General features: G+C 69.2%; 22 protein-coding genes. 20 read left to right on the top strand and 2 right to left on the bottom strand.

What is annotated here, in order from left to right:
* The first annotated feature begins 253 nt into the window (after nt 1-253).
* Nucleotides 254-1132, top strand: coding sequence for a 30S ribosomal protein S2 (rpsB, locus tag O9255_RS10915; RefSeq protein ID WP_297866885.1), 879 nt, complete (start codon nt 254-256; stop codon nt 1130-1132).
* 93 nt (nt 1133-1225) lie between these two features.
* Nucleotides 1226-2098: a translation elongation factor Ts gene (gene tsf, locus O9255_RS10910; protein ID WP_297866884.1), complete on the top strand. Its 873-nt coding sequence runs from the start codon at nt 1226-1228 to the stop codon at nt 2096-2098.
* A 108-nt stretch (nt 2099-2206) separates the two neighbouring features.
* On the opposite strand, the gene O9255_RS10905 is transcribed toward tsf, so the two are convergent.
* On the bottom strand, nt 2207-2905 hold the full coding sequence (locus tag O9255_RS10905) for an AIM24 family protein (protein ID WP_297866883.1): 699 nt from the start codon (nt 2903-2905) through the stop codon (nt 2207-2209).
* Nucleotides 2906-3040: 135 nt separating this feature from the next.
* Here O9255_RS10905 and pyrH point away from each other — a divergent pair, with 135 nt between their 5' ends.
* The 12 genes from pyrH (at nt 3041) to rnhB (ending at nt 15028) form a co-directional block, all read left to right on the top strand.
* Nucleotides 3041-3760: a UMP kinase gene (gene pyrH, locus O9255_RS10900; protein ID WP_297866971.1), complete on the top strand. Its 720-nt coding sequence runs from the start codon at nt 3041-3043 to the stop codon at nt 3758-3760.
* Between the two features lie 94 nt (nt 3761-3854).
* Nucleotides 3855-4412 carry a ribosome recycling factor gene (gene frr, locus O9255_RS10895; RefSeq protein ID WP_297866882.1) on the top strand — a complete coding sequence of 186 codons (558 nt, stop codon included), beginning with the start codon at nt 3855-3857 and terminating at the stop codon, nt 4410-4412.
* Nucleotides 4413-4423: 11 nt separating this feature from the next.
* Nucleotides 4424-5170 carry a polyprenyl diphosphate synthase gene (gene uppS / locus O9255_RS10890; RefSeq protein ID WP_297866881.1) on the top strand — a complete coding sequence of 249 codons (747 nt, stop codon included), beginning with the start codon at nt 4424-4426 and terminating at the stop codon, nt 5168-5170.
* Nucleotides 5167-5991, top strand: a complete 825-nt coding sequence (locus tag O9255_RS10885) for a phosphatidate cytidylyltransferase (RefSeq protein ID WP_297866880.1) — start codon at nt 5167-5169, stop codon at nt 5989-5991. The genes uppS and O9255_RS10885 overlap by 4 nt, the downstream gene beginning before the upstream one ends.
* Before the next feature lie 11 nt (nt 5992-6002).
* Nucleotides 6003-7145, top strand: a complete 1143-nt coding sequence (locus O9255_RS10880; RefSeq protein WP_297866970.1) for a 1-deoxy-D-xylulose-5-phosphate reductoisomerase — start codon at nt 6003-6005, stop codon at nt 7143-7145.
* Nucleotides 7142-8491, top strand: a complete 1350-nt coding sequence (rseP, locus tag O9255_RS10875; protein WP_297866879.1) for an RIP metalloprotease RseP — start codon at nt 7142-7144, stop codon at nt 8489-8491. The genes O9255_RS10880 and rseP overlap by 4 nt, the downstream gene beginning before the upstream one ends.
* A gap of 46 nt (nt 8492-8537) precedes the next feature.
* Nucleotides 8538-10988, top strand: coding sequence for an outer membrane protein assembly factor BamA (gene bamA, locus O9255_RS10870; RefSeq protein WP_297866878.1), 2451 nt, complete (start codon nt 8538-8540; stop codon nt 10986-10988).
* 6 nt (nt 10989-10994) lie between these two features.
* Entirely contained in the window at nt 10995-12026 is a 1032-nt protein-coding gene (gene lpxD / locus O9255_RS10865; RefSeq protein WP_297866877.1) for a UDP-3-O-(3-hydroxymyristoyl)glucosamine N-acyltransferase, read from the top strand.
* Entirely contained in the window at nt 12023-12490 is a 468-nt protein-coding gene (fabZ, locus tag O9255_RS10860) for a 3-hydroxyacyl-ACP dehydratase FabZ (protein ID WP_297866876.1), read from the top strand. Before lpxD ends, fabZ begins: the two co-directional genes overlap by 4 nt.
* On the top strand, nt 12487-13272 hold the full coding sequence (gene lpxA, locus O9255_RS10855) for an acyl-ACP--UDP-N-acetylglucosamine O-acyltransferase (protein ID WP_297866875.1): 786 nt from the start codon (nt 12487-12489) through the stop codon (nt 13270-13272). Before fabZ ends, lpxA begins: the two co-directional genes overlap by 4 nt.
* Nucleotides 13272-14429 carry a lipid-A-disaccharide synthase gene (gene lpxB / locus O9255_RS10850; protein WP_297866874.1) on the top strand — a complete coding sequence of 386 codons (1158 nt, stop codon included), beginning with the start codon at nt 13272-13274 and terminating at the stop codon, nt 14427-14429. The genes lpxA and lpxB overlap by 1 nt, the downstream gene beginning before the upstream one ends.
* Nucleotides 14426-15028 carry a ribonuclease HII gene (rnhB, locus tag O9255_RS10845; protein WP_297866873.1) on the top strand — a complete coding sequence of 201 codons (603 nt, stop codon included), beginning with the start codon at nt 14426-14428 and terminating at the stop codon, nt 15026-15028. The genes lpxB and rnhB overlap by 4 nt, the downstream gene beginning before the upstream one ends.
* Here the strand turns inward: rnhB and O9255_RS10840 are convergent.
* Nucleotides 14994-15998, bottom strand: coding sequence for an alpha/beta hydrolase (locus O9255_RS10840; protein ID WP_297866872.1), 1005 nt, complete (start codon nt 15996-15998; stop codon nt 14994-14996). The two genes, rnhB and O9255_RS10840, sit on opposite strands and share 35 nt — an antisense overlap.
* A 207-nt stretch (nt 15999-16205) precedes the next feature.
* Here O9255_RS10840 and O9255_RS10835 point away from each other — a divergent pair, with 207 nt between their 5' ends.
* The 6 genes from O9255_RS10835 to tilS all read left to right on the top strand — a co-directional run bounded on the left by O9255_RS10835 (nt 16206) and on the right by tilS (nt 24229).
* The gene (locus O9255_RS10835) at nt 16206-16388 is read left to right on the top strand and encodes a hypothetical protein (protein ID WP_297866871.1); all 183 of its coding nucleotides are present in this window, start codon (nt 16206-16208) and stop codon (nt 16386-16388) included.
* 61 nt (nt 16389-16449) lie between these two features.
* Complete coding sequence (dnaE, locus tag O9255_RS10830) at nt 16450-19959, top strand: DNA polymerase III subunit alpha (protein WP_297866870.1); 3510 nt, start codon at nt 16450-16452, stop codon at nt 19957-19959.
* Between the two features lie 106 nt (nt 19960-20065).
* Complete coding sequence (locus O9255_RS10825; protein ID WP_297866869.1) at nt 20066-21025, top strand: acetyl-CoA carboxylase carboxyltransferase subunit alpha; 960 nt, start codon at nt 20066-20068, stop codon at nt 21023-21025.
* A gap of 215 nt (nt 21026-21240) precedes the next feature.
* Nucleotides 21241-22374 carry a porin gene (locus O9255_RS10820; RefSeq protein WP_297866868.1) on the top strand — a complete coding sequence of 378 codons (1134 nt, stop codon included), beginning with the start codon at nt 21241-21243 and terminating at the stop codon, nt 22372-22374.
* A 13-nt stretch (nt 22375-22387) separates the two neighbouring features.
* Entirely contained in the window at nt 22388-22792 is a 405-nt protein-coding gene (locus O9255_RS10815; RefSeq protein ID WP_297866867.1) for a phosphate ABC transporter substrate-binding protein, read from the top strand.
* 102 nt (nt 22793-22894) lie between these two features.
* Nucleotides 22895-24229, top strand: a complete 1335-nt coding sequence (tilS, locus tag O9255_RS10810; RefSeq protein ID WP_297866866.1) for a tRNA lysidine(34) synthetase TilS — start codon at nt 22895-22897, stop codon at nt 24227-24229.
* The last annotated feature ends 2 nt before the right edge of the window (nt 24230-24231 follow it).

Raw genomic sequence — 24231 nt, 5'->3', positions numbered from 1 at the left:
GGCTAGAATCCCGCGCCTCACGCTTCGGCCACCCGGCCGGCGTGGGCGCCGACCTCCGGCGGCCCGGGTTCCAAAGCCCCGGCGACAGAGGAATCCACACCCGCGTGAACCATCCCGTGCCGGGGTGCCCCCAAGCCTTCACGAAGGCGCGAGGGGTTCGGCCACGGACGCGCGGGGAGGCCCAACCCCGGAGTGACCAAGCCGCGATGCCCGCGAACGGGCCCGGCCGCGCTCCATTCAGAAGGAAAGAGCAATGCCCCAGGTCACCATGCGCCAGATGCTGGAAGCCGGCGTCCATTTCGGCCACCAGACCCGCTACTGGAACCCCAAGATGGGCCCGTACATCTTCGGCGCCCGCGGCAAGATCCACATCATCAACCTCGAGAAGACGCTCCCGCTCTTCAACGACGCGATGAACTTCATCTCGGGCATCGCCCAGAAGCGCGGCACCATCCTGTTCGTCGGCACGAAGCGCTCGGCGCGCGAGTCGCTGAAGGAAGAAGCCATCCGCTGCGGCATGCCGTACATGAGCCAGCGCTGGCTCGGCGGCACCCTCACCAACTTCCGCACCCTGAAGGGCTCGATCTCGCGCCTGAAGGAACTGGAAGCGGCTGAGACCGACGGCACCTTCGAGCGCCTCGTCAAGCATGAAGTGCTCTCGCTGCGCCGCGAGCGCGACAAGCTGGAAGCCTCGCTGGGCGGCATCAAGGCGATGAACCGCCTGCCGGACGCCCTGTTCGTCATCGACATCGGCCACGAAGAGATCGCCGTCCAGGAAGCCAAGAAGCTCGGCATCCCGGTCGTCGCCGTGGTCGACTCGAACTACGACCCGAACCTCGTCGACTACGCCATCCCGGGCAACGACGACGCCATCCGCGCCGTTCAGCTGTACACCCGCGCCGTGGCCGACGCCGTGCTGGAAGGCAAGGCCGCCGCCCCGATCCAGGCCAACGCCGGTGACGACGAGTTCGTCGAGCTCGACGCCGAGGGCAACCCGATCGCGAAGGAAGCCGACAACCGCCGTCCGCGCAACGACAAGCCGCGCAACGACCGTCGTCCGCCGGCCAAGAAGGGCGCCCCGCGCCGTGGCAACGGCACCGGCCGCGCCACCGCCGAGACCGACGGCGAGTAAAACCCGCGCCGGCGACGCCCCGCCGTCGCCGTACCGCAACGCGGCCCGCGCATCCTGCGGGCCGCTTCCATTACAGACACAACGAGGTTCCCCATGGAAATCACTGCTTCGCTCGTCAAGGACCTGCGTGAGCGCTCCGGCGCCGGCATGATGGAGTGCAAGAAGGCGCTCACCGAGCACGGCGGCGACATCGAAGCCGCGATGGAAGCCCTGCGCAAGTCGGGCCTCGCGAAGGCCGACAAGAAGGCCGGCCGCGTGGCCGCCGAAGGCCGCATCGCGATGGCCGCCGCCGGCCAGAAGGCCGTGCTGGTCGAGATCAACTCCGAGACCGACTTCGTCGCCAAGGACGCCAACTTCGTCGCCTACACCGACGGCGTCGCCAAGGCCGCGCTGGAGTCCGGCGCCGCCGACGTGGAAGCCCTCAAGGCCGTCAAGCTCGGCGACGTCACCGTCGAGGAAGCCCGCGCCCTGCTGATCGCCAAGATCGGCGAGAACGTCCAGGTGCGCCGCATGGTGCGCGTCGACGGCGGCAACACGGTCGGCGCCTACATCCACGGCGGCAAGATCGGCGTGCTGGTCGAGATCAAGGGTGGCAACGACGAGCTGGCCCGCGGCATCGCCATGCACGTCGCGGCGATGAACCCGCCCTACATGACCGCCGCGCAGGTCCCGGCCGAGTTCCTGTCCAAGGAAAAGGACATCGAGCTGGCCAAGATGTCCGACAAGGACAAGAACAAGCCGGCCGACATCCTCGAGAAGATCATCAGCGGCAAGATCGCGAAGATCGTCAATGACAACACCCTGACGGGCCAGCCCTACGTCATGGACACCAACATGACCGTCGAAGCCGCCCTCAAGGTCGGCGGCGCCGAGATGGTGTCGATGACCCGCCTCGCCGTCGGCGAAGGCATCGAGAAGGTCGTCGAGGACTACGCCGCGGAAGTGGCGAAGGCCATGCAGGTCTGATCGACCGCCGCATCGTCGATGGAACGGAGAGCCCGCGAAAGCGGGCTCTTCGCATTCATGGGCCCGGCTTCGGATCGGCGGGCGACCGGGGCCAGGGGCGCAGCGATCTCAACGCGCCTGCGGCTGCCAGGCGATCTCCTCGTAGGGCTGCACCACCACCCAGCCCTCGCCCTGGAACTTCATCTGCACGCTCTCGCCGGAGCCGCGGCCCCACACCGTGCCGAGCTGAATGTCGGTGGCGAATTCCGGTTCGAGGTTGCCCGACCAGGCGACGGTGGCATTCGGATCGGTGTACAGCGCCTGGCCAGGCTTCACCGCCAGCGTCATCGGGTCGTAGTGGCTGGCGATGGCGACCACGCCGCTGCCCGACAGCCGGATGTTGAACAGACCACCCGCCAGCATCCCGGCGACCCGCCGCATCATCGTGATCTCGTTGGCGATGCCGTCCTCGAAGGCCAGCACGTCGTTGCCGTTGACGACGATGGATTCGCCCGACAGCCGCAGCAGCGTGATCTTCTTGCCGCGGTCGGCGAGGTAGACCCGGCCATTGCCTTCGACCGCCATCAGCGAGGCACCCTCGCCGCTGATGAACTTCTTGAACAGCGTGCCCATGCCCTGCGAGAGCAGGCCCTGCCGCTTGAACTTGATGCCGCCGCGGTAGGCCACCATCGATCCGGCCTTGGCCCAGACCCGCCCCGTGACCTTGGCTTCCAGCATGTAGGGGCTTTCGAGCTCGAACACTTCGCCCTGCCCGCGGTCGCGTTCAGCGGTGGCGGCGAGGAAGTCGGCGACGTTGGTGATCGGCATGGCGGGGCTCCCGGGGGTGGACGGATCGTCGCCGGAAAGCCTGCGGCACCCGGCCGCGGATGTCATCCGCGCGTGACGGCAACCCGCCCAACCGCTAGAATTCCGCCGTTTGCCCAACGGAGATCACGAATGAGCGTGCCTGCACTGAAGTACAAGCGCGTCCTGCTGAAGCTCTCCGGCGAAGCCCTCATGGGCCGCGGCGATTACGGCATCGACCCGGAAGTCCTGACCTGGCTGGCCAAGGAGGTCATCGAGGCGCAGAAGGCCGGGGCGCAGATCGGCCTCGTGATCGGCGGCGGCAACATCTTCCGCGGTGCCGGCCTGCAATCGAAGGGCATGGACCGCGTCACCGGCGACCACATGGGCATGCTCGCCACGGTGATGAACGCGCTGGCCATGCAGGATGCCCTCGAGCGCCTTGGCGCCTATGCCCGCACGATGAGCGCGCTGAAGATCAACGAAGTGGCCGAGGACTACATCCGCCGCCGCGCCATCCGCCACCTCGAGAAGGGCCGCATCGCGATCTTCGCGGCCGGCACCGGCAACCCCTTCTTCACCACCGATTCGGCCGCCGCCCTGCGCGCCATCGAGGTCGGCGCCGAACTGCTGCTCAAGGCCACCAAGGTCGACGGCATCTACGAGGCCGATCCCAAGAAGGTGCCGGAAGCCAAGCGCTACGACAGCCTCACCTACGACGAAGTCATCGCCCGCAACCTGCAGGTGATGGACACCGCGGCTTTCGCCCTCTGCCGTGACCAGAACCTGCCGATCCGCATCTACGACATGATGCAGCCGGGGGCCCTGATGCGGATCCTGCGCGGCGAGCCGCTCGGCACCCTCGTCCACGCCGGCTGAGGCCGGCCCCGCCCCGCCCGGAAGCCCCGGCGGCGCGGCGATCTATACTTCCCGGCCGGGCCACCGTGCCGCACCACCCCCAGAGATCCGCCCCATGATCAACGACATCAAGAAGGACGCCCAGACCCGCATGCAGAAGTGCGTGGAGGTGCTGAAGACCGACCTCACGAAGCTGCGCACGGGCCGCGCCACCACGGCGATCGTCGATCACCTGCAGGTCAACTACTACGGCTCGAACGTGCCGCTGTCGCAGGTCGCTTCGGTGGCCGTCGCCGACGCCCGCTCGCTCACCATCACGCCGTGGGAGAAGCCGATGGTCGGCGCCGTCGAGAAGGCGATCCTTGCCTCCGACCTCGGCCTGACGCCGAACACCGCCGGCACGGTCATTCGCATCAACCTGCCGCCGCTCACCGAGGAGCGCCGCCGCGATCTCTCCAAGCACGTAGCCGGCGAAGGCGAGAACACCAAGGTCGCCATCCGCAACGTGCGCCGCGACGCCATCACCCATGTGAAGGAGCTGCTCAAGGAGAAGAAGATCTCCGAGGACGAGCAGCGCAAGGCCGAGGAAGACATCCAGAAGCTCACCGACACCTGGGTCAAGGGCGTCGATGACGTGGTGAAGGCCAAGGAACAGGAACTGCTGGCCCTCTGAGCGCCAGCCGCATGTCGCATTCTGCCGCGCTGCCCAACCACCTCGCCGTCATCATGGACGGCAACGGGCGCTGGGCGAAGCAGCGCCAGCGGCCGCGCTCGCTCGGCCATCGCGCCGGCGCGCGCGCGGTGCGCACGATCGTCGAGTACTGCCTGAAGCGCGGCATCCCCGCACTGACGCTGTTCGCCTTCTCCAGCGAGAACTGGAACCGCCCCGAGGACGAGGTCGGCGCGCTGATGCGCCTGTTCCTGCGCGTGCTGGAATCGGAAGTCGAGGAGCTGACGCGGCAGCAGGTGCACCTTCGCTTCATCGGCGACCGCTCGCGCTTCCCTGAGGGGATCCGCGCCCGCATGGGCGCCGCGGAAGCCATCCGCCTGCCCTCGCCGAAGCTCACGCTCACCCTCGCCGCGGGCTACGGCGGTCGCGCCGACCTGGCACAGGCCGCGCGCCGCCTTGCCGAGCGCGTGCAGGCCGGCACACTGCGTCCGGACCAGATCGATGAAGCCACTCTCGGCGAAGCGATGAGCCTCGCCGACCTGCCGCCGCCGGATCTCTTCATCCGCACCGGCGGCGAGCACCGCATCAGCAATTTCCTGCTTTGGCAGCTCGCCTACACCGAGCTCTGGTTCACCGACGTGCTTTGGCCCGACCTCGACGACGCGCTGCTCGATACAGCCATCGCCGACTTCGCAGGTCGCGAACGGCGCTTCGGCCTGATTTCCGAACAGCTGCCGACCCCGGCCCTGGAGGCGCGATGAGCCGCACCCGAATCCTCACCGGGCTCGTGCTCGCGCCAACCGCCGTCGCCGGCCTGCTGTGGCTGCCCACGGAGTGGCTGGCCCTGGTGGCGGCCGTGCTGCTTCTGGCCGGGCTGTGGGAGTGGACGCGCCTCACCGGCCTGTCCGACCCGATGCCGCGGCTCGGCTACATCACCGCCAACGCCCTGATGATCGCCGCGTTGGCCTGGGCGGCCGGCCCCAACCTGTTCGCACTCAAGGCCGCGGCCCTGCTCGGCGTGGCGTGGTGGGTGCTGGCGCTGGCCTGGCTCTGGCGCTTCGAGTTCGGGCAGGCCGACCGCGGCCGCTTCCGCATCCTCAAGCTGCTGGCCGGCAGCCTCGCCGCCGTGCCGGCCTGGGCGGCCCTCGTCTGGCTGCACCAGCTGCCCGGGCACGGCCCGCGCTGGGCGCTGTTCGCGGTGATGCTGGTGTGGGCCGCCGACACCGGCGCGTACTTCGTCGGCGTGCGCATGGGCAAGCACAAGATGGCCCCGCGCATCAGCCCGAACAAGAGCTGGGAAGGCTTCTGGGGCGGTCTCGCCGGCGCCTCGCTGATTGCGGTCCTCGCGGTGAAGCCACTCGGCCTCGGCTGGGACGACCTGCCGGTGCTGGTGTTCCTCACGATCGTCGCCGCGATGATGTCGGTGGCCGGCGACCTGTTCGAGAGCCTGCTGAAGCGCCATTCCGGCCACAAGGATTCGGGCCGCTTGATCCCCGGGCACGGCGGCATGCTCGACCGTCTCGACAGCCTGCTCGCGGCGCTGCCGGTATTCATGGTGGGCAAGCTGTGGCTGGGCCTCTGAAACGGATCGCGCTGTTCGGGGCGACCGGCTCGATTGGCGCCTCGGCCCTCGATGTCATCGCCCGGCATCCCGGCCGCTATGCCGTCGATGCGCTCAGCGCGCACTCGCAGGTCGAGGCGCTGGTCGCCCTGTGCGCCCGCTTCCGCCCGCGCGTGGCCGCCATCACTGACGAAACGCGCTACGCCGCGCTTCGCGAGGGTTTGGCGGCCGCCGGCCTCGACACCGTCGCGGTGGCCGGCGCGGCCGCCCTCGACGCCATCGCCACGGACCACCGCAACGACACGGTGATCGCCGCCATCGTCGGTGCCGCAGGCGTCGCTTCGACCCTCGCCGCCGCGCGCGCCGGCAAGCGCCTGCTGCTGGCGAACAAGGAGTCGGTGGTGCTGGCCGGCGAGCTGCTGATGGCCGAAGTGGCCGCAGGCGGCGCCACCCTCGTGCCGATCGACAGCGAACACAGCGCGATCTTCCAGTGCCTGCCCTCGCAGGGCGGCCACGGCGGCGTGCGGCGCATCGTTCTGACAGCCTCGGGTGGCCCGTTCCGCGGCTGGTCGCGCGAGCAGCTCGTCGACATCACGCCCGAACAGGCCTGCGCGCACCCGAACTGGTCGATGGGCCGCAAGATCTCGGTCGATTCGGCCACGCTGATGAACAAGGGCCTCGAAGTCATCGAGGCGCACCACCTGTTCGACCTTCCGGCGGAACGCATCGACGTGGTCGTCCACCCGCAGTCGACCATCCACTCGCTGGTCGATTACGTCGACGGTTCGATGCTGGCCCAGCTCGGCCAGCCCGACATGCGCACGACGCTGGCGGTCGGCCTGGCCTGGCCCGAGCGCATCGAGGCCGGCGTCGCGCCGCTCGACCTGCTCGCCATCGCCCGGCTGGATTTCCAGGCCCCGGACCTCGCCGCCTTCCCCTGCCTCGGCCTCGCTTTCGAAGCCCTGCGGGCCGGCGGCAGCGCGCCGGCAGTCCTGAATGCCGCCAATGAAGTGGCCGTTTCAGCCTTTCTTCAGCGCCGGCTCGCTTTCCTTGGCATCCCTGCGCTGATCGAACGCACCATGCATCGCCTGCCTGCCCTGTCCAGCGCGACCCTCGACGACCGCCTCGCGGCCGATGCCGAGGCGCGCCGCGTCGCCACCGGGCTGCTGGCGTGAGCGAAATCATCTCCTCCGCGTTCTGGCTGGTGGTCGCGCTCGGCGTGCTCATCACCTTCCACGAGTTCGGCCACTACTGGGTGGCGCGCCGCTGCGGGGTCAAGGTGCTGCGCTTCTCGGTGGGCTTCGGCCGTGCCCTCTGGTCGCGCACCGACCGCGACGGCATCGAATGGAGGATCGGCCTGATCCCGCTGGGCGGCTACGTCAGCATGCTCGACGAGCGCGAAGGCGAGGTCGCCGATGCGGACCGCCCGCGCGCCTTCACGTCGAAGCCCGTCGGCCAGCGCATCGCCATCGTCGCCGCGGGCCCGCTGGCGAACCTCGTGCTCGCCGTCGGCCTGCTCTACGTGATGTTCGTCGTCGGCAAGCCCGACTACGTGCCGGTGCTGGCTGAACCGCAGGCGCTGGCGGCGGCCTCCGGCTTCGAGGCTGGCGACCGCCTGCTCGTCGTCGACGGCCGCGACACGCCGACCTGGACCGACGCGCAAAACGCACTGCTCGGCCCGATGGTCGACCGCCGCAGCATCGCCATCGAGGTCTCCGATGCCGACGGGAACCTCGTCCAGCGCGAGCTCAAGCTGGCCACGCTCGACCCGGCGCTGGAGGAAACGGCGGCGTTCCGGGCGCTGGGCTTCGTGCCGCGCCGACCGGTCCCTCCGGCCGTGGTCGGCGGCCTCGCACCAGGCAGCCCGGCCTCCGGGGCGCTCGAAGTCGGCGATCGCATCGTGTCCATCGACGGCGCGCCCGTGGCCGACTTCGACGACCTGCAAGCTGCCCTCGCCGCCCACCCCGCCGACGGCCCGGCGCCGACGCTCCGGCTGCGGATCGAGCGCGACGGCGAGACCCTCGAGCGCGCGCTCGTGCCCCAGCGCGTGGCCCCGGAGGGCGCTCCGGCCGCCTGGCGACTCGGCGTGTCGGCCCCCGACCCGCGCGATGCCCTGCTCCGGCACGGCCCGCTGGAGGCCCTGCCCGAAGCCGTGAAGGCCACCGGCCAGCTGGCCAATGACACCGTCGGCATGCTCTGGCGGATGGTCACCGGGGCCGCCTCGCTGCAGAACCTTTCCGGCCCGATCACCATCGCCCAGGTCGCGAACACCACCGCGGCGCGCGGCGTGGCCTGGTTCCTGTACTTCCTGGCGATGCTCTCGGTGAGCATCGCCATCCTGAACCTGCTGCCCATTCCTGTCTTGGACGGGGGGCACCTGCTGGTTTACCTTATCGAGCTGGTTCAAGGGCGGCCGCTGGGCGACCGCGTGCTCGTGGCCGGGCAGTACTTCGGCCTCGTCCTGCTCGCATCGCTGATGGGCCTCGCTCTCTTCAACGACGTGCTGAGGCTCGTTCCCTGACCGTCACCCCGCGGGCCCACCGGGCCTGCCGCTTTTGGACGTTTCCATGACGCATCGCCCCACCCGCCGCCTGCTCGCCCTCGCCCTCGCCGCTGCCCTGTCGGGCACCGCCATGGCCCAGTCCATCGGCGCCTTCGAGGTGCAGGACATCCGCGTCGACGGTCTGCAGCGCATCTCGAACGGCACGGTCTTCTCCTACCTGCCCGTCGAACGCGGCGAGACCCTCGACCAGGGCCGCGCCGGCGAAGCGATCCGCGCGCTGTTCCGGACCGGGTTCTTCAGCGACGTGTCGCTGGCCCGCGAGGGGAACATCTTGGTCATCAAGGTGGTCGAGCGCCCGGCCATCAACAAGATCACCCTCTCCGGCAACAAGGACATCAAGTCCGAGGAGCTGATGAAGGGCCTGCGCGGCATCGGCCTCGCCGAAGGCGAGACCTACAACCCGCTCAACGTCGACCGGGTGACCCAGGAGCTGATCCGCCAGTACAACAACCGCGGCAAGTACTCGGTGACGATCACCCCGACGGTCACCAACCTGCCGTTGAACCGCGTCGACGTGACCATCACCGTCGACGAGGGCAAGGCCGCGCGCATCCGCGACATCAACATCGTCGGCAACACCGTCTACGGCGACGACGAGCTGCGCCAGAGCTGGGAATCGAACACCAGCAACTGGCTGTCCTGGTACAAGCGCGACGACCAGTACTCGCGCGAGAAGCTCTCCGGCGACCTCGAGAAGCTCACCAATTACTACCTCGACCGCGGCTACGTCGACTTCAACGTCGAATCGACACAAGTCGCGATCAGCCCCGACCGCAAGGACATGACCATCGGCGCCAGCGTGACCGAGGGCGAGGTGTTCAGCATCTCGTCGGTGCAGGTCAGCGGCGACACCATCCTGCCGGTGGAGGAAGTCGAGAGCATGCTGTTCGTGCGCGAAGGCCAGACCTTCTCGCGACAGCTGCTCGAGCTCACCTCGGACGGCATCACCGCCGTGCTCGGCAACATCGGCTACGCCTTCGCCGAAGTGAATCCGGTGCCGACGATCGACCGCGAGAAGACCGAGGTCGCCATCAACTTCGTCGTCAACCCGGGCCCGCGCGTCCAGGTCCGCCGCATCACCTTCAAGGGCAACGACACCACCGCCGACGAGGTGATGCGCCGCGAACTGCGCCAGTTCGAGGGCACGTGGTACTCGCAGGCGGCGATCGACCGCTCGAAGATCCGCCTGCAGCGCCTGGGTTATTTCGACACCGTCGAGATCGAGACGCCGGCGGTCACCGGCGAGCCGGACAAGGTCGACGTGGTGGTCACCGTGAAGGAACGCCAGTTCGGCCAGTTCCAGTTCGGCCTCGGCTACAGCCAGCTCTACGGCGCGAGCGTGCAGCTGTCGCTCTCGCAGAACAACTTCCTCGGCTCCGGCAACAAGGTGTCGGTGTCGGTGCAGAACAACAGCTACAGCAAGGGCGTGAGCTTCTCGTTCATGGACCCTTACTTCACCGATAGCGGCGTCTCGCTGGGCTACAACCTGTCTTACAGCGAGAACGACTTCAGCGATTTCAACATCGCCAGCTACCAGACCGACAACGCTGCCTTCGAGGCGGTGTTCGGCCTGCCGCTCTCGGAGACGGACAGCATCTCGGCCTCGATCGGCATCGACAAGGTCGACCTGACCTCGGTCGACGGCTCGACGCCGCCGGAGTTGATCGACTACCTGGTGGCCACGCTCGGCGACCGCGCGCGCTTCGCGTTCGCCCCCGGCGACACCACGAATGCCTTCCCTTGCCTGCCGCGGGACCCCATCAACGGTGTCCCGCAGCCTTGCGTGATCACCCAGGTCGCTTTCAACCGCCTCTGGACGGTGAACGCGTGGCGCATGCAGGCCGGCTGGGCCCGCGATACGCGCAATGACTTCTACGCGCCGACCGCGGGCACGCTCAACCGCATCAGCGCCGAAGTGGCACTGCCGGGCTCGGACCTCGAGTACTACAAGCTCTCGTACGACTTCTCGAAGTTCTGGCCGATCAACCGCGCACTCGTGGTCGAGACGCGCACCTCGATCGGCTACGGCGACAGCTACGGCAAGACCGGCAACGCCGGCCTGCCGTTCTTCGAGAACTTCTACGCCGGCGGCCCCGGTTCGCTGCGCGGCTTCGAGCAGAACACGCTGGGCCCGGTCTCCTCGCTCGATTTCGGCAGCAACTCCAACTTCCGCCAGTCGCTCGGCGGTGCGTTCAAGGCCATCGGCTCGGTGGAAACCTACTTCCCGTCGCTGTTCGACTCGCGCGGCATCCGCATCTCGGCCTTCCTCGATTTCGGCAACGTGTGGCGCAACACGCGCGAGTTCGGCTCGGGCGACATCCGCGCCTCGACGGGCATCGCGCTGCAGTGGCAGTCGCCGATGGGCCCGATCTCGATTTCGTGGGCGTCGCCGTTCCGCTCCGAGGACACGGACCGCACCGAGAACCTGCAGTTCACCTTCGGCGGCCAGTTCTAACGGCGGATGGAAGCGACGACCCCGCGCTTCCGGCTGTCCGCGCTCGCCGAACGCTTCGGGCTCGAGTGGCGCGGCGAGGATGCGGAGGTCTACGGCGTCGCGCCGCTGCAGGCGGAGGCGCCCCCGCCCGGCACGCTGGCCTTCCTGGCCAACCCGGCCTATCGCAAGCATCTGGCCGCCACCCGCGTGGCGGCCGTGGTGCTGCACCCGGCGGAAGCCGAGCACTGCCCGGTACCGGCGCTTCTGAGTGCGAATCCCTACGCGACCTACGCGCGCATCGCCGCGCTGTTCGAGCGCGTGCCTACGCGCCCGGCGGGCGTCCACGCCAGCGCGGACATCGACCCGACCGCCACCGTCGATCCCACCGCGCACATCGGCGCCTTTGTCAGCGTCGGCGCGCGCAGCGTCGTTGCCGCGGGCGCGATGGTCGGTGCGGGCAGCGTGATCGGCGAGGACTGCGTGGTCGGCGCGGGCAGCGAGCTGGTGGCGCGCGTCACCCTCGTGCGCCGCGTGCGACTTGGCGAGCGCGTCCGCATCCATCCGGGCGCCGTGCTCGGCGCCGACGGCTTCGGGCTCGCGGTGGATGGTGGCCGCTGGATCAACGTGCCCCAGCTCGGCGGCGTGGTGGTGGGCGACGACTGCGAGATCGGCGCGAACACCACGATCGACCGCGGCGCCATCGATGACACCGTGCTCGAGGAGGACGTGCGCCTCGACAACCAGATCCAGATCGGCCACAACGTCCGCATCGGCGCGCATACGGCGATGGCCGGCTGCGTCGCGGTGGCGGGCTCCACGCGCATCGGCCGCTGGTGCCTGGTGGGCGGCGCGGCCGGCATCATTGGCCATCTCGAGATCACCGACAAGGTGACGATCGGCGCCATGAGCCTCGTCACCCATTCGCTCGGCGAGCCGGGGGAGTACGCTTCCGGGACGCCCCTGCAGCCCAAGCGCGAATGGCGCAAGAACGCCGCCCGTTTCGGCCAGCTCGACCGACTCGCCAGAATCCTGCTCAAGAAGAACGATTCCAGCTCATGACCCTGCCCCCCTTCCCGCTCGACGTCCGCTGCATCGAACGCCTGCTGCCGCACCGCTTCCCGTTCCTGCTGGTCGACCGCGTGCTGTCCGTCGAGCCGCGCCAGCGCATCGTCGCGCTGAAGAACGTTACCGCGAGCGAGCCGCACTTCACCGGCCACTTCCCCGGCAACCCGGTGATGCCGGGCGTCTTGGTGATCGAGGCGATGGCGCAGGCCGGCGGCCTGCTGTCGATGCTCTCGGAAGGCAAGGCCTGCGCCGAGAACAACGGCCCGAGCCAGTTCTACCTGGTGAAGGTCGACAACGCGCGCTTCTCGAAGATGGTGGTGCCCGGCGACCAGCTCATCCTCGAAGTCACGCTGAAGCGCACCATCCGCAACATGGCCCTCTACGAAGGCAAGGCGCTCGTGGACGGCAAGGAAGTGGCCAGCGCCGAGATGCTGTGCGCGGAGACCAAGGCCGCATGAACGCGAACGCCGCCATCCACCCGACCGCCATCATCGACCCGAAGGCCCGGCTGGACGACGGCGTCTCCGTGGGGCCGTTCACGGTGATCGGGCCGGACGTCGAGATCGGCGCGGGCACGAGCATCGGCTCGCACTGCTCGATCCTCGGCCCGACCCGCATCGGCCGGGACAACGTGATCCATGCGCACGCCAGCCTCGGCGGCCAGCCGCAGGACAAGAAGCACAAGGGCGAACCGACGCAGCTCGTCATCGGCGACCGCAACACCATCTTCGAATTCACCACGTTCTCGCGCGGCACCGTCGATGGCGGCGGCGTCACCACCGTCGGCAACGACAACTGGGTGATGGCCTACGTGCACGTCGCCCACGACGTGGTGATCGGCAACCACTGTATCTTCGCCAACAACGCCACGCTCGCCGGCCACGTCGTCGTGGAGGACTGGGCGATTCTTGGTGGATTCGCGGGCATTCATCAGTTCTGCCGCATTGGCGCGCATGCCTTCGTGGGCATGGGCAGCCTGGTCAACGCCGACGTCGCGCCCTTCGTGATCGTCGCCGACAAGTACGCGGTGCCGCGCGGCATCAATTCGGAAGGCCTGAAGCGCCGCGGCTTCGACGCCGAACGCATCGCGGCCATCAAGCGCGCCTACCGCGCCGTGTTCATGTCGGGCGCGCCGCTGGCCGAGGCCAAGCAGCAGCTCGCGGAAGCCGCTACCACATCGGAAGACGTCGCCCGCATGCTCGCCTTCATCGAGTCGAGCGAGCGCGGCCTGCTGCGCTGATGGGCTCGCCGCGCATCGCGCTGGTCGCGGGCGAGGCCTCGGGCGACCTGCTCGGCGCTGCCCTCGTTCGTGACCTGAAGGCCCTGCACCCTGATGCCGAGTTCGTCGGCATCGCCGGGCCGGAGATGCGCGCCGCCGGCGTCACCGCCTGGCACGACTGCGAGGAACTCGCGGTCATGGGCCTCGTCGAGGTGCTCAAGCATCTGCCGCGCCTGCTTCGCCTCCGCCGCAACTTGCGCGAACACCTGCTGGCTTGGCAGCCGGACGTGGTGATCGGCATCGACGCCCCCGATTTCAACCTCGGGCTGGAGAAGTGGCTGAAGCAGCGCGGCATTCGCACCGTGCACTACGTCAGCCCCTCGGTCTGGGCCTGGCGCGAAGGCCGCGCCGCGAAAATCGGCACGTCGGCCGACCGCGTGCTCTGCCTGTTCCCGATGGAGCCGGCCATCTATGCGAAGCACGGCGTCGAGGCGAGCTTCGTCGGCCACCCCCTCGCAGCGATGCTGCCAATGCACCCGGACCGCGACGCCGCCCGGCGCGCGCTGGGCCTCGACGGCGGCGGCCCGCTGCTCGCCCTGCTGCCCGGCAGCCGCGGCAGCGAGATCGCCCGGCTCGGGCCGGTGTTCCTCGACGCGGTCGACCTGCTGCGCCAGCGCCTGCCGGACCTCCGCGTGCTCGCCCCGATGGCGAACCCGCGCTGCCGCGAACGCTTCCAGGCCCTGCTCGCGGCACACCCGGCCTCGCTCGCCCTGCATGGGGCCCTGCACCTCGTCGACGGCCGTGCACGCGAGGCCATGGTGGCCAGCGATGCGGTGCTGCTGGCCTCCGGCACGGCGGCCCTCGAAGCGATGCTGGCCAAGCGGCCGATGGTCGTGGCCTACCGCATCGCGCCGCTCACGCATTTCATCGTCAAGGCCTTCGGCCTGTTGAAGGTCGAGCGCTACAGCCTGCCGAACGTGCTGGCCGGCGAATCGCTGGTGCCGGAACGTATGCAGGCCGACTGCCGCGCCGACGTGCTGGCGGACGACATCGAGCGCCTGCTGCGCGAGGGCCTCACGCCGGCCCACCGCCTGCGCTTCGAAGGCCTGCACGAGGCGCTGCACGCCCCGATGCCGCGGGCGGCGGCCGAGGCGGTGTCGACGCTGTTGCCGCAATGATCGATCCGTCGTGGACCGTGCCCGGCGTCGCCGGCGTCGACGAAGCCGGCCGCGGGCCGCTGGCCGGCCCGGTGGCGGTGGCCGCGGTGATCCTCGACCCGGCCCGACGCATCGACGGTCTCGGCGATTCCAAGGCGCTGTCGGAAGCCCGCCGCGAGGCGCTGTTCCCGCGCATCCAGTCCGAGGCGCTCGCCTTCGCCATCGTGTTCGTGCACGCCGACGAGATCGACCGCCTCAACATCCTGCAGGCCACGATGGCCGGCATGCGGCGCGCGGTGGCGGCGCTGGCGACCACGCCCTCGCGCGTGCTCGTCGACGGCAACCGCGTGCCGCCCGGCCTGGGTATCGCCGCCGAAGCCATCGTCAAGGGCGACGCGAAGATCGCTGCGATCTCGGCGGCCTCGATTCTCGCCAAGGTGGCGCGCGATCGCTGGATGCTGGACCTCAATGCGGCGCACCCGGAGTACGGCTTCGCCGCACACAAGGGCTATCCGACGCCCGAGCACCTCGACGCGCTTCGCCGCTTCGGACCCTGCCCGGCGCATCGGCGCAGTTTCGCGCCCGTCAGGGCATCGATGGTTCCGCCGCTGCTGGATTGATCGAGCCGGCGAAGGCCCCGCCTTCGTTGCTTTTCGCGAACAGGTCGAGCATCGGCGTGACGACCTCGCGGGGATGCGTCTCCATCGGGCTGTGCGCGGCACCGTCCACCTGCACCCAGGTCGCGGCGGGCAGCGACGAAGCCAGCCGCTCCCCAACGTCCGGCTTCAACCAACGGTCGTGGCTCCCCCACAACACGAGGCTGGGCACGCCGGAAAGCCGCGAGGGATCGGTGCGGTCCGGACCCATGTCGCTCGCATAGCCGTCGAGAATCGCCGGCAAGGTACCGGGCACCTGCAGCGGCGCGAGATACGCGGCCAACTCCGCAGCATCGGGAGGACGCCCCAGGCCATCCTCCAAAGCCTTGGAAAGGCCTTGCGCGTGCAGGTAGCGGCGCTCCGCGAGCGCGAGGACGATCCCGCGCAGAGGCTGCGCACGGAACATCGCGGGATTGCGTCGGCGCTCCCGCATCGGGGAGCCGGAAAGGTAGGCGACGGCGGCGACCCGCGACGGCGCGTCCGCCACCATCTGCCCCACGACGCGCGCGCCCATCGAATGCCCAACCAGGCACCACGCGTGTGCCGGAGCCTCCGCTTCGAGAAACGACCAGAGCGCCGCCGCTGCGCTGCCCTCGAAAGGTCGACGGGCGCTGTAGCCGTAGCCCGGCAGGTCGACCGCCAGCACCCGATGCCCGGCGTTCGCCAAGGCCGGTGCCACGTGCCGGAACGAGTAGGTCGAACCCGCAAGGGCGTGGACGAGCAACACCGGACAGCGCGCGCGGTCCGCGGCTGGGGCTTCGCCCCGGGGACGCCATTCGCGGACGTGCAGCTCGACGCCCTGCACCGCGACATGGCGGCTGTTCGGAAACGGCTTGGTAAAGCCCTCCGGCGCTGGCACGCCAGCGGCGCCCAAAGGCGGCGGCAACCACGCGAGGGCAACGAGCATGAGGACGAAGATTCTCAGTTCGGACATCCGTCGGTTCATTCCACACAGCGCCCAGTTGCCTCTCGGCAGTCTCGGGGCGGCAAATGACATCGCGACGGCAAGGGCATGACTTCCGGCATTGCGCCGGTGGTCATTCTGACTTTTGTGACTTACCGCACGACGGACGTGCGTAGAGACTGTCGCCACATCGCCACATTCCGCGGCGATGCCCCGAGACCCGCGACGAGCCCTGCCATGAACGCCCCCAGCCGCCCCTACCCCACCCACGCTCCGACGCCCAACCCGTCGCCGCGCGCCGAGCACCAGCGCCGCGAAGCCGAGTACCTCGCCCTGCGCCAGCTGGCCGACCGGGTGCAGCGCCTCGACCGCCAGTTGCACCGCGAGCGCAGCTACGCGACGGCCCGCTACGCCGGCTGAGTCAAGCCTTGTCCCGCCGCAGCGGGGCACGTAGCCTGCGGCGTCTGCCCCGGACGCCGCCATGCCGCCCCGCTTCGTCCATCTCAACGTCCACAGCGAGTACGCGCTGACGGATTCCACGATCCGTCTGCCCGACCTCGCCAAGCGCTGCGCGCAGCGCGGGCAGCCGGCGGTCGCGCTCACCGACCCGACCAACCTGTTCGGGCTGGTGAAGTTCTACAAGGAAACCGAGGGCAAGGGCCTCAAGCCCATCGCCGGCGCGCAGCTCACCCTCGACGACGGCGAGGCCGTGCTGGGCCGCGTCACCGCCTGGTGCCTCGACCGCCGCGGCTACCTCTCGCTCTCGCGCCTGATCACCCGCGCCTATGCCGACGGCCAGCGCGGCGACGTGCTCGGCGTCCGCCCGGACTGGCTGTTCGACGACCACGAGGGCCTGATCCTTGCGCTCGGTGCCGACAGTCCGCCGGGCCAGGCCTTCAGCGGCGGCCGCGACGACCACGCCGCCCAACTGCTCGACCGCTACGCACGCCGCTTCGACGACCGCCTGTACCTCGAGCTGACGCGCACGGGCAAACCGGGCGATGAAGCCTTCAACCGCGCCGCACTGGAACTCGCCGCCGCGCGCGGCCTGCCGGCGATCGCGACCAATGCGGTTCGCTTCCTCGACCGCGATGATTTCGACGCGCACGAGGCGCGCGTCTGCATCGCGACGGGCCGCGTGCTCGACGACCCGAAGCGCCCGCGCGACTTCACCGCCGAGCAGTACCTGAAATCGACCGAGGAAATGGAAGCCCTTTTCCATGACCTGCCCGATGCCTTGGCGAACACCGTCGACCTCGCGGCGCGCTGCAACTTCCAGCTCAACCTCGGCACCTACTACCTGCCAGCCTTCCCGGTGCCGGACGGCGAGACGCTGGACACCTGGATCCGCTCGGAAGCCGAACGCGGCCTCGCCAAGCGACTCGCCTCGCACGATCCTGCGGCGGGCCTGACCGCGCAGGACTACGCCGACCGCCTCACGCGCGAAGTCGACGTCATCATCAAGATGGGCTTCCCCGGCTACTTCCTGATCGTGGCCGACTTCATCAACTGGGGTAAGGAACACGGCATCCCCGTGGGCCCGGGCCGCGGTTCGGGCGCGGGCTCGCTGGTGGCCTACGCGCTCGGCATCACGGACCTCGACCCGCTGGCCTACAACCTGCTGTTCGAGCGCTTCCTGAACCCGGAACGCGTGTCGATGCCCGACTTCGACATCGACTTCTGCATGGACCGGCGCGACGAGGTCATCGACTACGTCAGCCGCAAGTACGGCAGCGAACGCGTCAGCCAGATCATCACCTACGGCACCATGGCCGCGAAGGCCGTGGTGCGCGACTGCGGCCGCGTGCTCGGCCATCCCTACGGCTTCGTCGACGGCGTCGCCAAACTGATCCCGAACGTGCTCGGCATCGCCCTCGACGACGCGCTGGGCGAAACGGAGAAGGGCAAGACCGACGACACCGTGCGCTCGGGTGAGCTGATCGAACGCTACGCCCGCGAGGACGACGTGCGCGACCTGATGGACCTGGCGCGACAGCTCGAGGACCTCACGCGCAACGCCGGTAAACATGCGGGCGGTGTGGTGATCGCGCCGACGCCGCTCACCGACTTCTGCCCGCTGTTCTCGGAACCGGGTGGCAAGGGCGCGGTGACGCAGTTCGACAAGGACGACGTCGAAGCCATCGGCCTCGTGAAGTTCGACTTCCTCGGCCTGCGCACGCTGACGATCATCGATTGGGCGGTGAAGGCCATCAACACGCGCCGCGCCGCGAAAGGCGAAGCACCGCTCGACATCGCGCGCATCCCGCTCGACGACCGCCCCACCTTCGAGCTGTTCAGCCGCGCGCAGACGGTGGCGGTGTTCCAGTTCGAATCCTCGGGCATGCGCAACCTGCTGCGCGAAGCGCGGCCCGACCGCTTCGAGGACCTGATCGCCCTGGTGTCGCTGTTCCGCCCGGGCCCGATGGACCTGATCCCCAGCTTCAACGCCCGAAAGCACGGCAAGGAAGAAGTCGAGTACCCCGACCCGCGCGTGAAGCCGGTGCTGGAGGAGACCTACGGGATCATGGTCTACCAGGAGCAGGTCATGCAGATGGCGCAGGTGCTGGGCGGCTACTCGCTCGGCGGCGCCGACCTGCTGCGCCGCGCGATGGGCAAGAAGAAGCCCGAGGAGATGGCCAAGCACCGCGCCATGTTCCGCGAAGGCGCGGCGACGAACGGCATCGACGAAGCCAAGGCCGACGCCGTTTTCGATCTGATGGAGAAGTTCGCCGGCTACGGCTTCAACAAGTCGCACGCCGCGGCCTACGCGCTGGTGAGCTACCAGACGGCCTGGCTGAAGACGCATTACCCGGCGGAGTTCATGGCCGCGGTGCTGTCCTCCGACATGGACAACACCGACAAGGTCGTCAACTTCCTCGACGAGTGCCGCGCGCTGCAGCTCACCGTACTGCCGCCGAAGGCGAACGAGTCGGCGACGATGTTCGAAGCGAAGGACGCGCGGACGATCCGCTACGGCCTCGGCGCCATCAAGGGTGTCGGCACCGGCTTGACCGAAGCCATCGTGCAGGCGCGTGGCGCCAAGGGGCCAGGCTCTTCATCGGGAAAATTTCGCGACCTGCTGGATTTCTGCGAGCGCGTCGACCCCACCAAGATGAACCGGCGCGCGGTCGAGGCGATGATCAATGCCGGCGCGCTGGACGGCTTCGCGCCGAACCGGGCCTCGCTGCTGCTGCAGCTGCCGGAGGCGGTGAAGGCCAGCGAGCAGGCCGCGCGCTCGGCGGCGGCCGGGCAGGTCTCCCTGTTCGGCGGCTTCGCCGATGCGCCGGTAGCCAAGGTCGACCTGCCGGCCTGCGACGAGTGGCCGCTGGAGCAGCTGCTGGCCGGCGAACGCGAGACGCTGGGCCATTACCTCAGCGGCCACCCCATCGACCCGTGGCGGGCCGAACTCTCGGAGCTGGTCAACATCCACCTCGGCGAGGTCGAAGCCACGTGGGCCCAGCGCAAGGACCGCCGAAACGAGGCGACGATGATCCTCGCCGGCCTCGTCGGCAACGTGCGCAAGCGCGGCGACGCCATGGCCTTCGCGCAGATCGACGACGGTCACGGCCAGATCGAGCTGGCCTTCTTCCGCGAGGCCTGCACCAGCTTCGGCCACCTCCTCTCCCGCGACCGCATCCTGATCGTCGAGGGCCAGGTGGGCGCGGACCGGGTGAGCGGGGAGCTCTCCATGCGAGTGAAGCAGGCCTGGGACTTCAAGGCCCTGCTCGACACCCATGCCCGCCGCATCGCCCTGTCGGCCGACCTGCGGGGCAAGGGCGCCTTCGAACAGCTTCAGGCGCTGCTGGCCGAGTACCGGCCCGGCCCCACCCCGCTGCGCCTGGACATCAAGCGCCCCGGCGCGGCGGGCAGCCTCGACCTCGGCGGCCGCGAGGGCGTCCGGACAGCCTCCGACCTGCTGTCCCGCCTCCGCCACCTGCCCTTCGTGGAGGCGGTCAAGCTCCAATTGCACAAACCCTGGTTGCAGGGCTGAGGGCTTACCCCGCCCGGCCCCATGGCCGGCACCCCGCCCCGCCAGCTAGACTCTTTGCTCTAGCGGCCCCGGAACGATCGGGGAACGCCCTCCAAGTCCCAAGCAAATGAATCCGAACTCCCTCGATTTCGAACAGCCCATCGCCGATCTTGAAGCCAAGATCAACGAGCTCCGGCATGCAAGCACGGGCCCCGCCGTGGACATCGAGAACGAGATCCGCGGCCTCGAGGACAAGCTCAAGGCCCGCACCGCCGAGATCTTCGCCACGCTCACGCCCTGGCAGATCAGCCAGCTGGCGCGTCACCCGCAGCGCCCCTACACGCTCGACTACCTCGGCCTGATCGCCGAGGAGTTCCACGAGCTGGCCGGCGACCGCGCCTTCGCCGACGACGCCGCGATCGTGGGCGGCCTCGCCCGCATCGACGGCCGCAGCGTCATGGTGATCGGCCACCAGAAGGGCCGCGACACCAAGAGCAAGATCCGCCGCAATTTCGGCATGCCGCGCCCCGAGGGCTACCGCAAAGCGCTGCGCCTCATGCAGACGGCCGAGCGCTTCAAGCTGCCCATCCTCACCTTCATCGATACGCCGGGCGCCTACCCGGGCATCGGCGCCGAAGAGCGCGGGCAGTCGGAGGCCATCGCCCGCAACCTGCTCGAGATGGCCGAGCTCGGCGTGCCGATCCTGTGCACGGTGATCGGCGAAGGCGGCTCCGGCGGCGCGCTGGCCGTGGGCGTGGGCGACGTCACCCTGATGCTCGAGTACGGCACCTACTCGGTGATTTCGCCCGAAGGCTGCGCGTCGATCCTCTGGAAGTCGGCCGACAAGGCCAAGGACGCGGCCGAGGCCATGGGCCTGACCGCGCCGCGGCTCAAGGACAACGGGCTCATCGACCTCATCGTCAAGGAGCCGCTGGGCGGCGCCCACCGCGACCCGGCGGCGATGGCCCAGACCCTCAAGACCACGCTGATGGCGGAGCTGGCGAAACTCGAAGGGCTGTCGAAGGACGCCCTGCTTGACCGCCGCTACGCGCGTCTGCGCAAGTACGGGGCGTTCGCGTCGGCCTGAGCGATCGCTTGATGGTGTGTTGCAGCACGCCGTGAGGGCGTCCAGGCTGAACGATGTCGCACCGCGTCAAGGGAATGTCGACGGAATCGCAAAATGGCGTGTCCCGTGTGTGAATTGCGGGATCGGCTTCAAGTGTTCGCGTGAAGGCAAACGTTAAAGTTTCGCTGCCCGGGGCCGATGCCCTGTTCGCGTCACCACCTATCGGAGAACTCTCGATGAAGCGCCTGTTGGCCCTCGGCATCCTCGCCGCCCTTGCGGCGACGTCCACTGCGGCACAAAGCGTCCAGATCACCGGTTTCGGCCAGATGGTGGCCGGCACCGTCTCCGACGGAACGACTTTCCCCGGCACCGGCTATGACTCGGACTGGGACTTCAAGGACGAATCGCTCTTCGCGCTGCAGGTCCGTGGCGACCTCAACGAGCAGTGGTCGGCGACGGCGCAGATCGTGGCCCGTGGCCGCGACGATTTCGACCCCGAGTTCGCCTGGGCCTACGTCGGCTGGAACGGCGGCAACGGCTGGTCGGCGAAGGCCGGCCGCCAGCGCGTGCCCTTCTTCCGCTACTCCGACTTCCTCGAGGTGGGCTACGCCTACCCGTGGCTGCGTCCGCCGCATGCCGTCTACAACGCTTCCTTCAGCAACTACGACGGCTTCAGCGCCGCCTACTCGTTCGGCTCGGGCGACTGGTTCTCGAATGTCGGCGTCGTCGGCGGCAAGAACGAGGAAGAGTTGAGCGACAACGCCTCGCAAGAGATCGACTCGCTCACGGGTGTCTACGTCGACACCACGTATAGCGATTGGCTGAGTCTGCGTGCGAGCTATTTGCAGGCAGATGTGTCGGTCAACATCCTCGATCTCGAACCCCTGCTATCGGCCTTGCGAGGCAACGGATTCTCCAATGTGGCCGAGGAAATCGATTACAGCGAGGACCCAGCCGAATTTGTCGGAATTTCTGCCGAGATTAACCGCGGAAATTGGCTGGTGATCGGAGAGTGGACCAAGACCACTATCGACGACTCCTCTTACTCGGACCGTACCCAGTACTACGTCACCGGCGCATACCGTTTCGGCGCGTGGACGCCAAACCTTACTTGGGGCCGTCGCGACAACGAGGCCAAGCCGGGCATCATCGCCCTGCTGCCGAACGTCCCGCCGCTGGCCGGACTGCGCGCAGCAACCTCTGGCGTGGTTCAGTCGGAAGCCCTCGACGCCACGTACTGGAGCTATGGCCTTCGCTGGGACGTCGCGACCAACGTCGCGTTGAAGGCCGATTACACCCAGTACACCAACGACACGCCCGCCAGCGCAGACGCGGATTCACTCGCCGTCGGCGTCGTGTTCACGTTCTGACCGGAGGACGACCATGAAGCGCATTCTCAGCATCGCCGCCCTCGCCCTCCTCACCGCATCTCCGGCCTTCGCCGGCAAGGTGGTGGTTGCCGCCAACTCCAGCCAGGGCACCCTCGACAAGGCCGGCGTGCAGGCCATCTTCCTCGGCCGTACGGCCCAGGTCGGTGGCCAGCCGGCCGTCGTCGTGTTCCAGAAAGGGCCGGTCCGCGCCCCCTTCGAATCGGGTGTCGTCGGCCGCGCCGGCGCGCAGCTCGCCTCGCACTGGTCGCGTCTGGTGTTCACCGGCCGCGCCAAGGCCCCGGAAGACCTCGCGGACGACGCCGCGGTCAAGGCCAAGGTGGCTTCGACGCCGGGCGCCATCGGCTACATCAGCGACGGCGCCGTGGACGCCTCGGTCAAGGTGCTGTTCGACTTCTGATCGCGCCTCCGTGGCATCGGCAGCGCCCGCCCCTGAGGCGGGCGTTGTCGTTTCGAGCCCCGCGGTTTGCGTGGGCCGGGCGGCAAACGGCAGGCTTGCCGGATGGACCTGACGCCCTTCCCCGCCGACGCGCCGCGACGACTGCTCGTCGGCTTCAGCGGCGGGCGCGATTCGACCGCCCTGCTGCACCGCCTGGCGACGCTCCCGGATGCGCCTTGGGCCGGGCTTCGCGCCATCCACGTGCACCATGGCCTGCATGCCGGCGCCGATCGCTGGGCGCAGCAGTGCGAAGCGCAGGCACGGGATTGGAACGTGGACTGCGCCGTGCGCCGTGTGGCGGTGAAGCGCGAGGGACGCGGCCTCGAGGACGCCGCACGCCAAGCCCGCTATGCCGCCTTCGACGCGGAACGTCGCGCCGATGAGTGCCTGGTGCTCGCCCACCACCGCGACGACCAGGCCGAGACGCTGCTTCTGGCGCTGCTGCGCGGCAGCGGCGAACGCGGGCTGTCGGCGATGCGCGACTTCACCGTCGATGCCCGCGGACCGATCTGGCGCCCGCTGCTCGCCACGCCCGGTGCCGCGGTGGCGGACTACGCCGCGCAGCACGAGCTGTCGTGGATCGAGGACCCCTCGAACCGTGACGAGCGGCTGTCGCGGAACCAGCTTCGGTACACCGTGATGCCGCTGCTGCGCCGCCACTGGCCGCAAGCGGACGCGGCGCTCGCTGCCAGTGCGCAGCGTCTGGCAGAGGCGGACGGCCTGCTGCGGGCGCAAGCGAAGCGGGACCTCGCCACGGTGCTGGGGCTGCGCGATGACGTGGTCGAGGTGTCGGCCTTACGCGCTCTTCCGCAGGAGCGCGCCGCGCGCGCGCTGCGGCTGTGGGCGGAATCGCGGAACCTCCGGCTCACCGGCGATGCCCTTCGGCGCGTGCTCGGCGACTGGTCGCGGCGGCCGGCCGGCCGGGCGCTCCGGCATCCGCTGGGCGACGCCACGCTGCGGCAGTGGGGCGGACGCCTCTGGCTCACGCCGCGCGAATCGACGGAGCCCGCCACGGACGCGCACGCCATCGCGCCACTCTCCCAGCTCGCATGGGACGGCCGCGCCCCGCTGCGGCTGGGCCACGGCGCCGACGACGCGGACGCGGGCACGCTCCAACTGCTCGGCGCCGAGGGCTTCGAGGCACCGCTCCGACGGGTCGCGCGACGCGACGCCCCCGCGCGCTTCCGTGCCGCCGGCGACCGGCACGCCCGCGCGCTGCAGACGCATTTCGCTGCGCTCGGCGTGCCGCCGTGGGCGCGCGACGCCGTGCCCTTGCTCATCGATGCGGAAGGCGAGCTGCAAGCCTTGGGCGATCTCGCCTATGGGGCCGAGCTCGACACTTGGCTACGCGCCCGCGGCGCGCGTCTGGTTTGGCAGCCAGCCGACCCAGCCGGGTAAAC

The sequence above is a fragment of the Silanimonas sp. genome (assembly GCF_027530345.1).
Taxonomy (GTDB): Bacteria; Pseudomonadota; Gammaproteobacteria; order Xanthomonadales; family Xanthomonadaceae; genus Silanimonas.
This window is presented reverse-complemented; position numbering and strand designations above follow the sequence as displayed.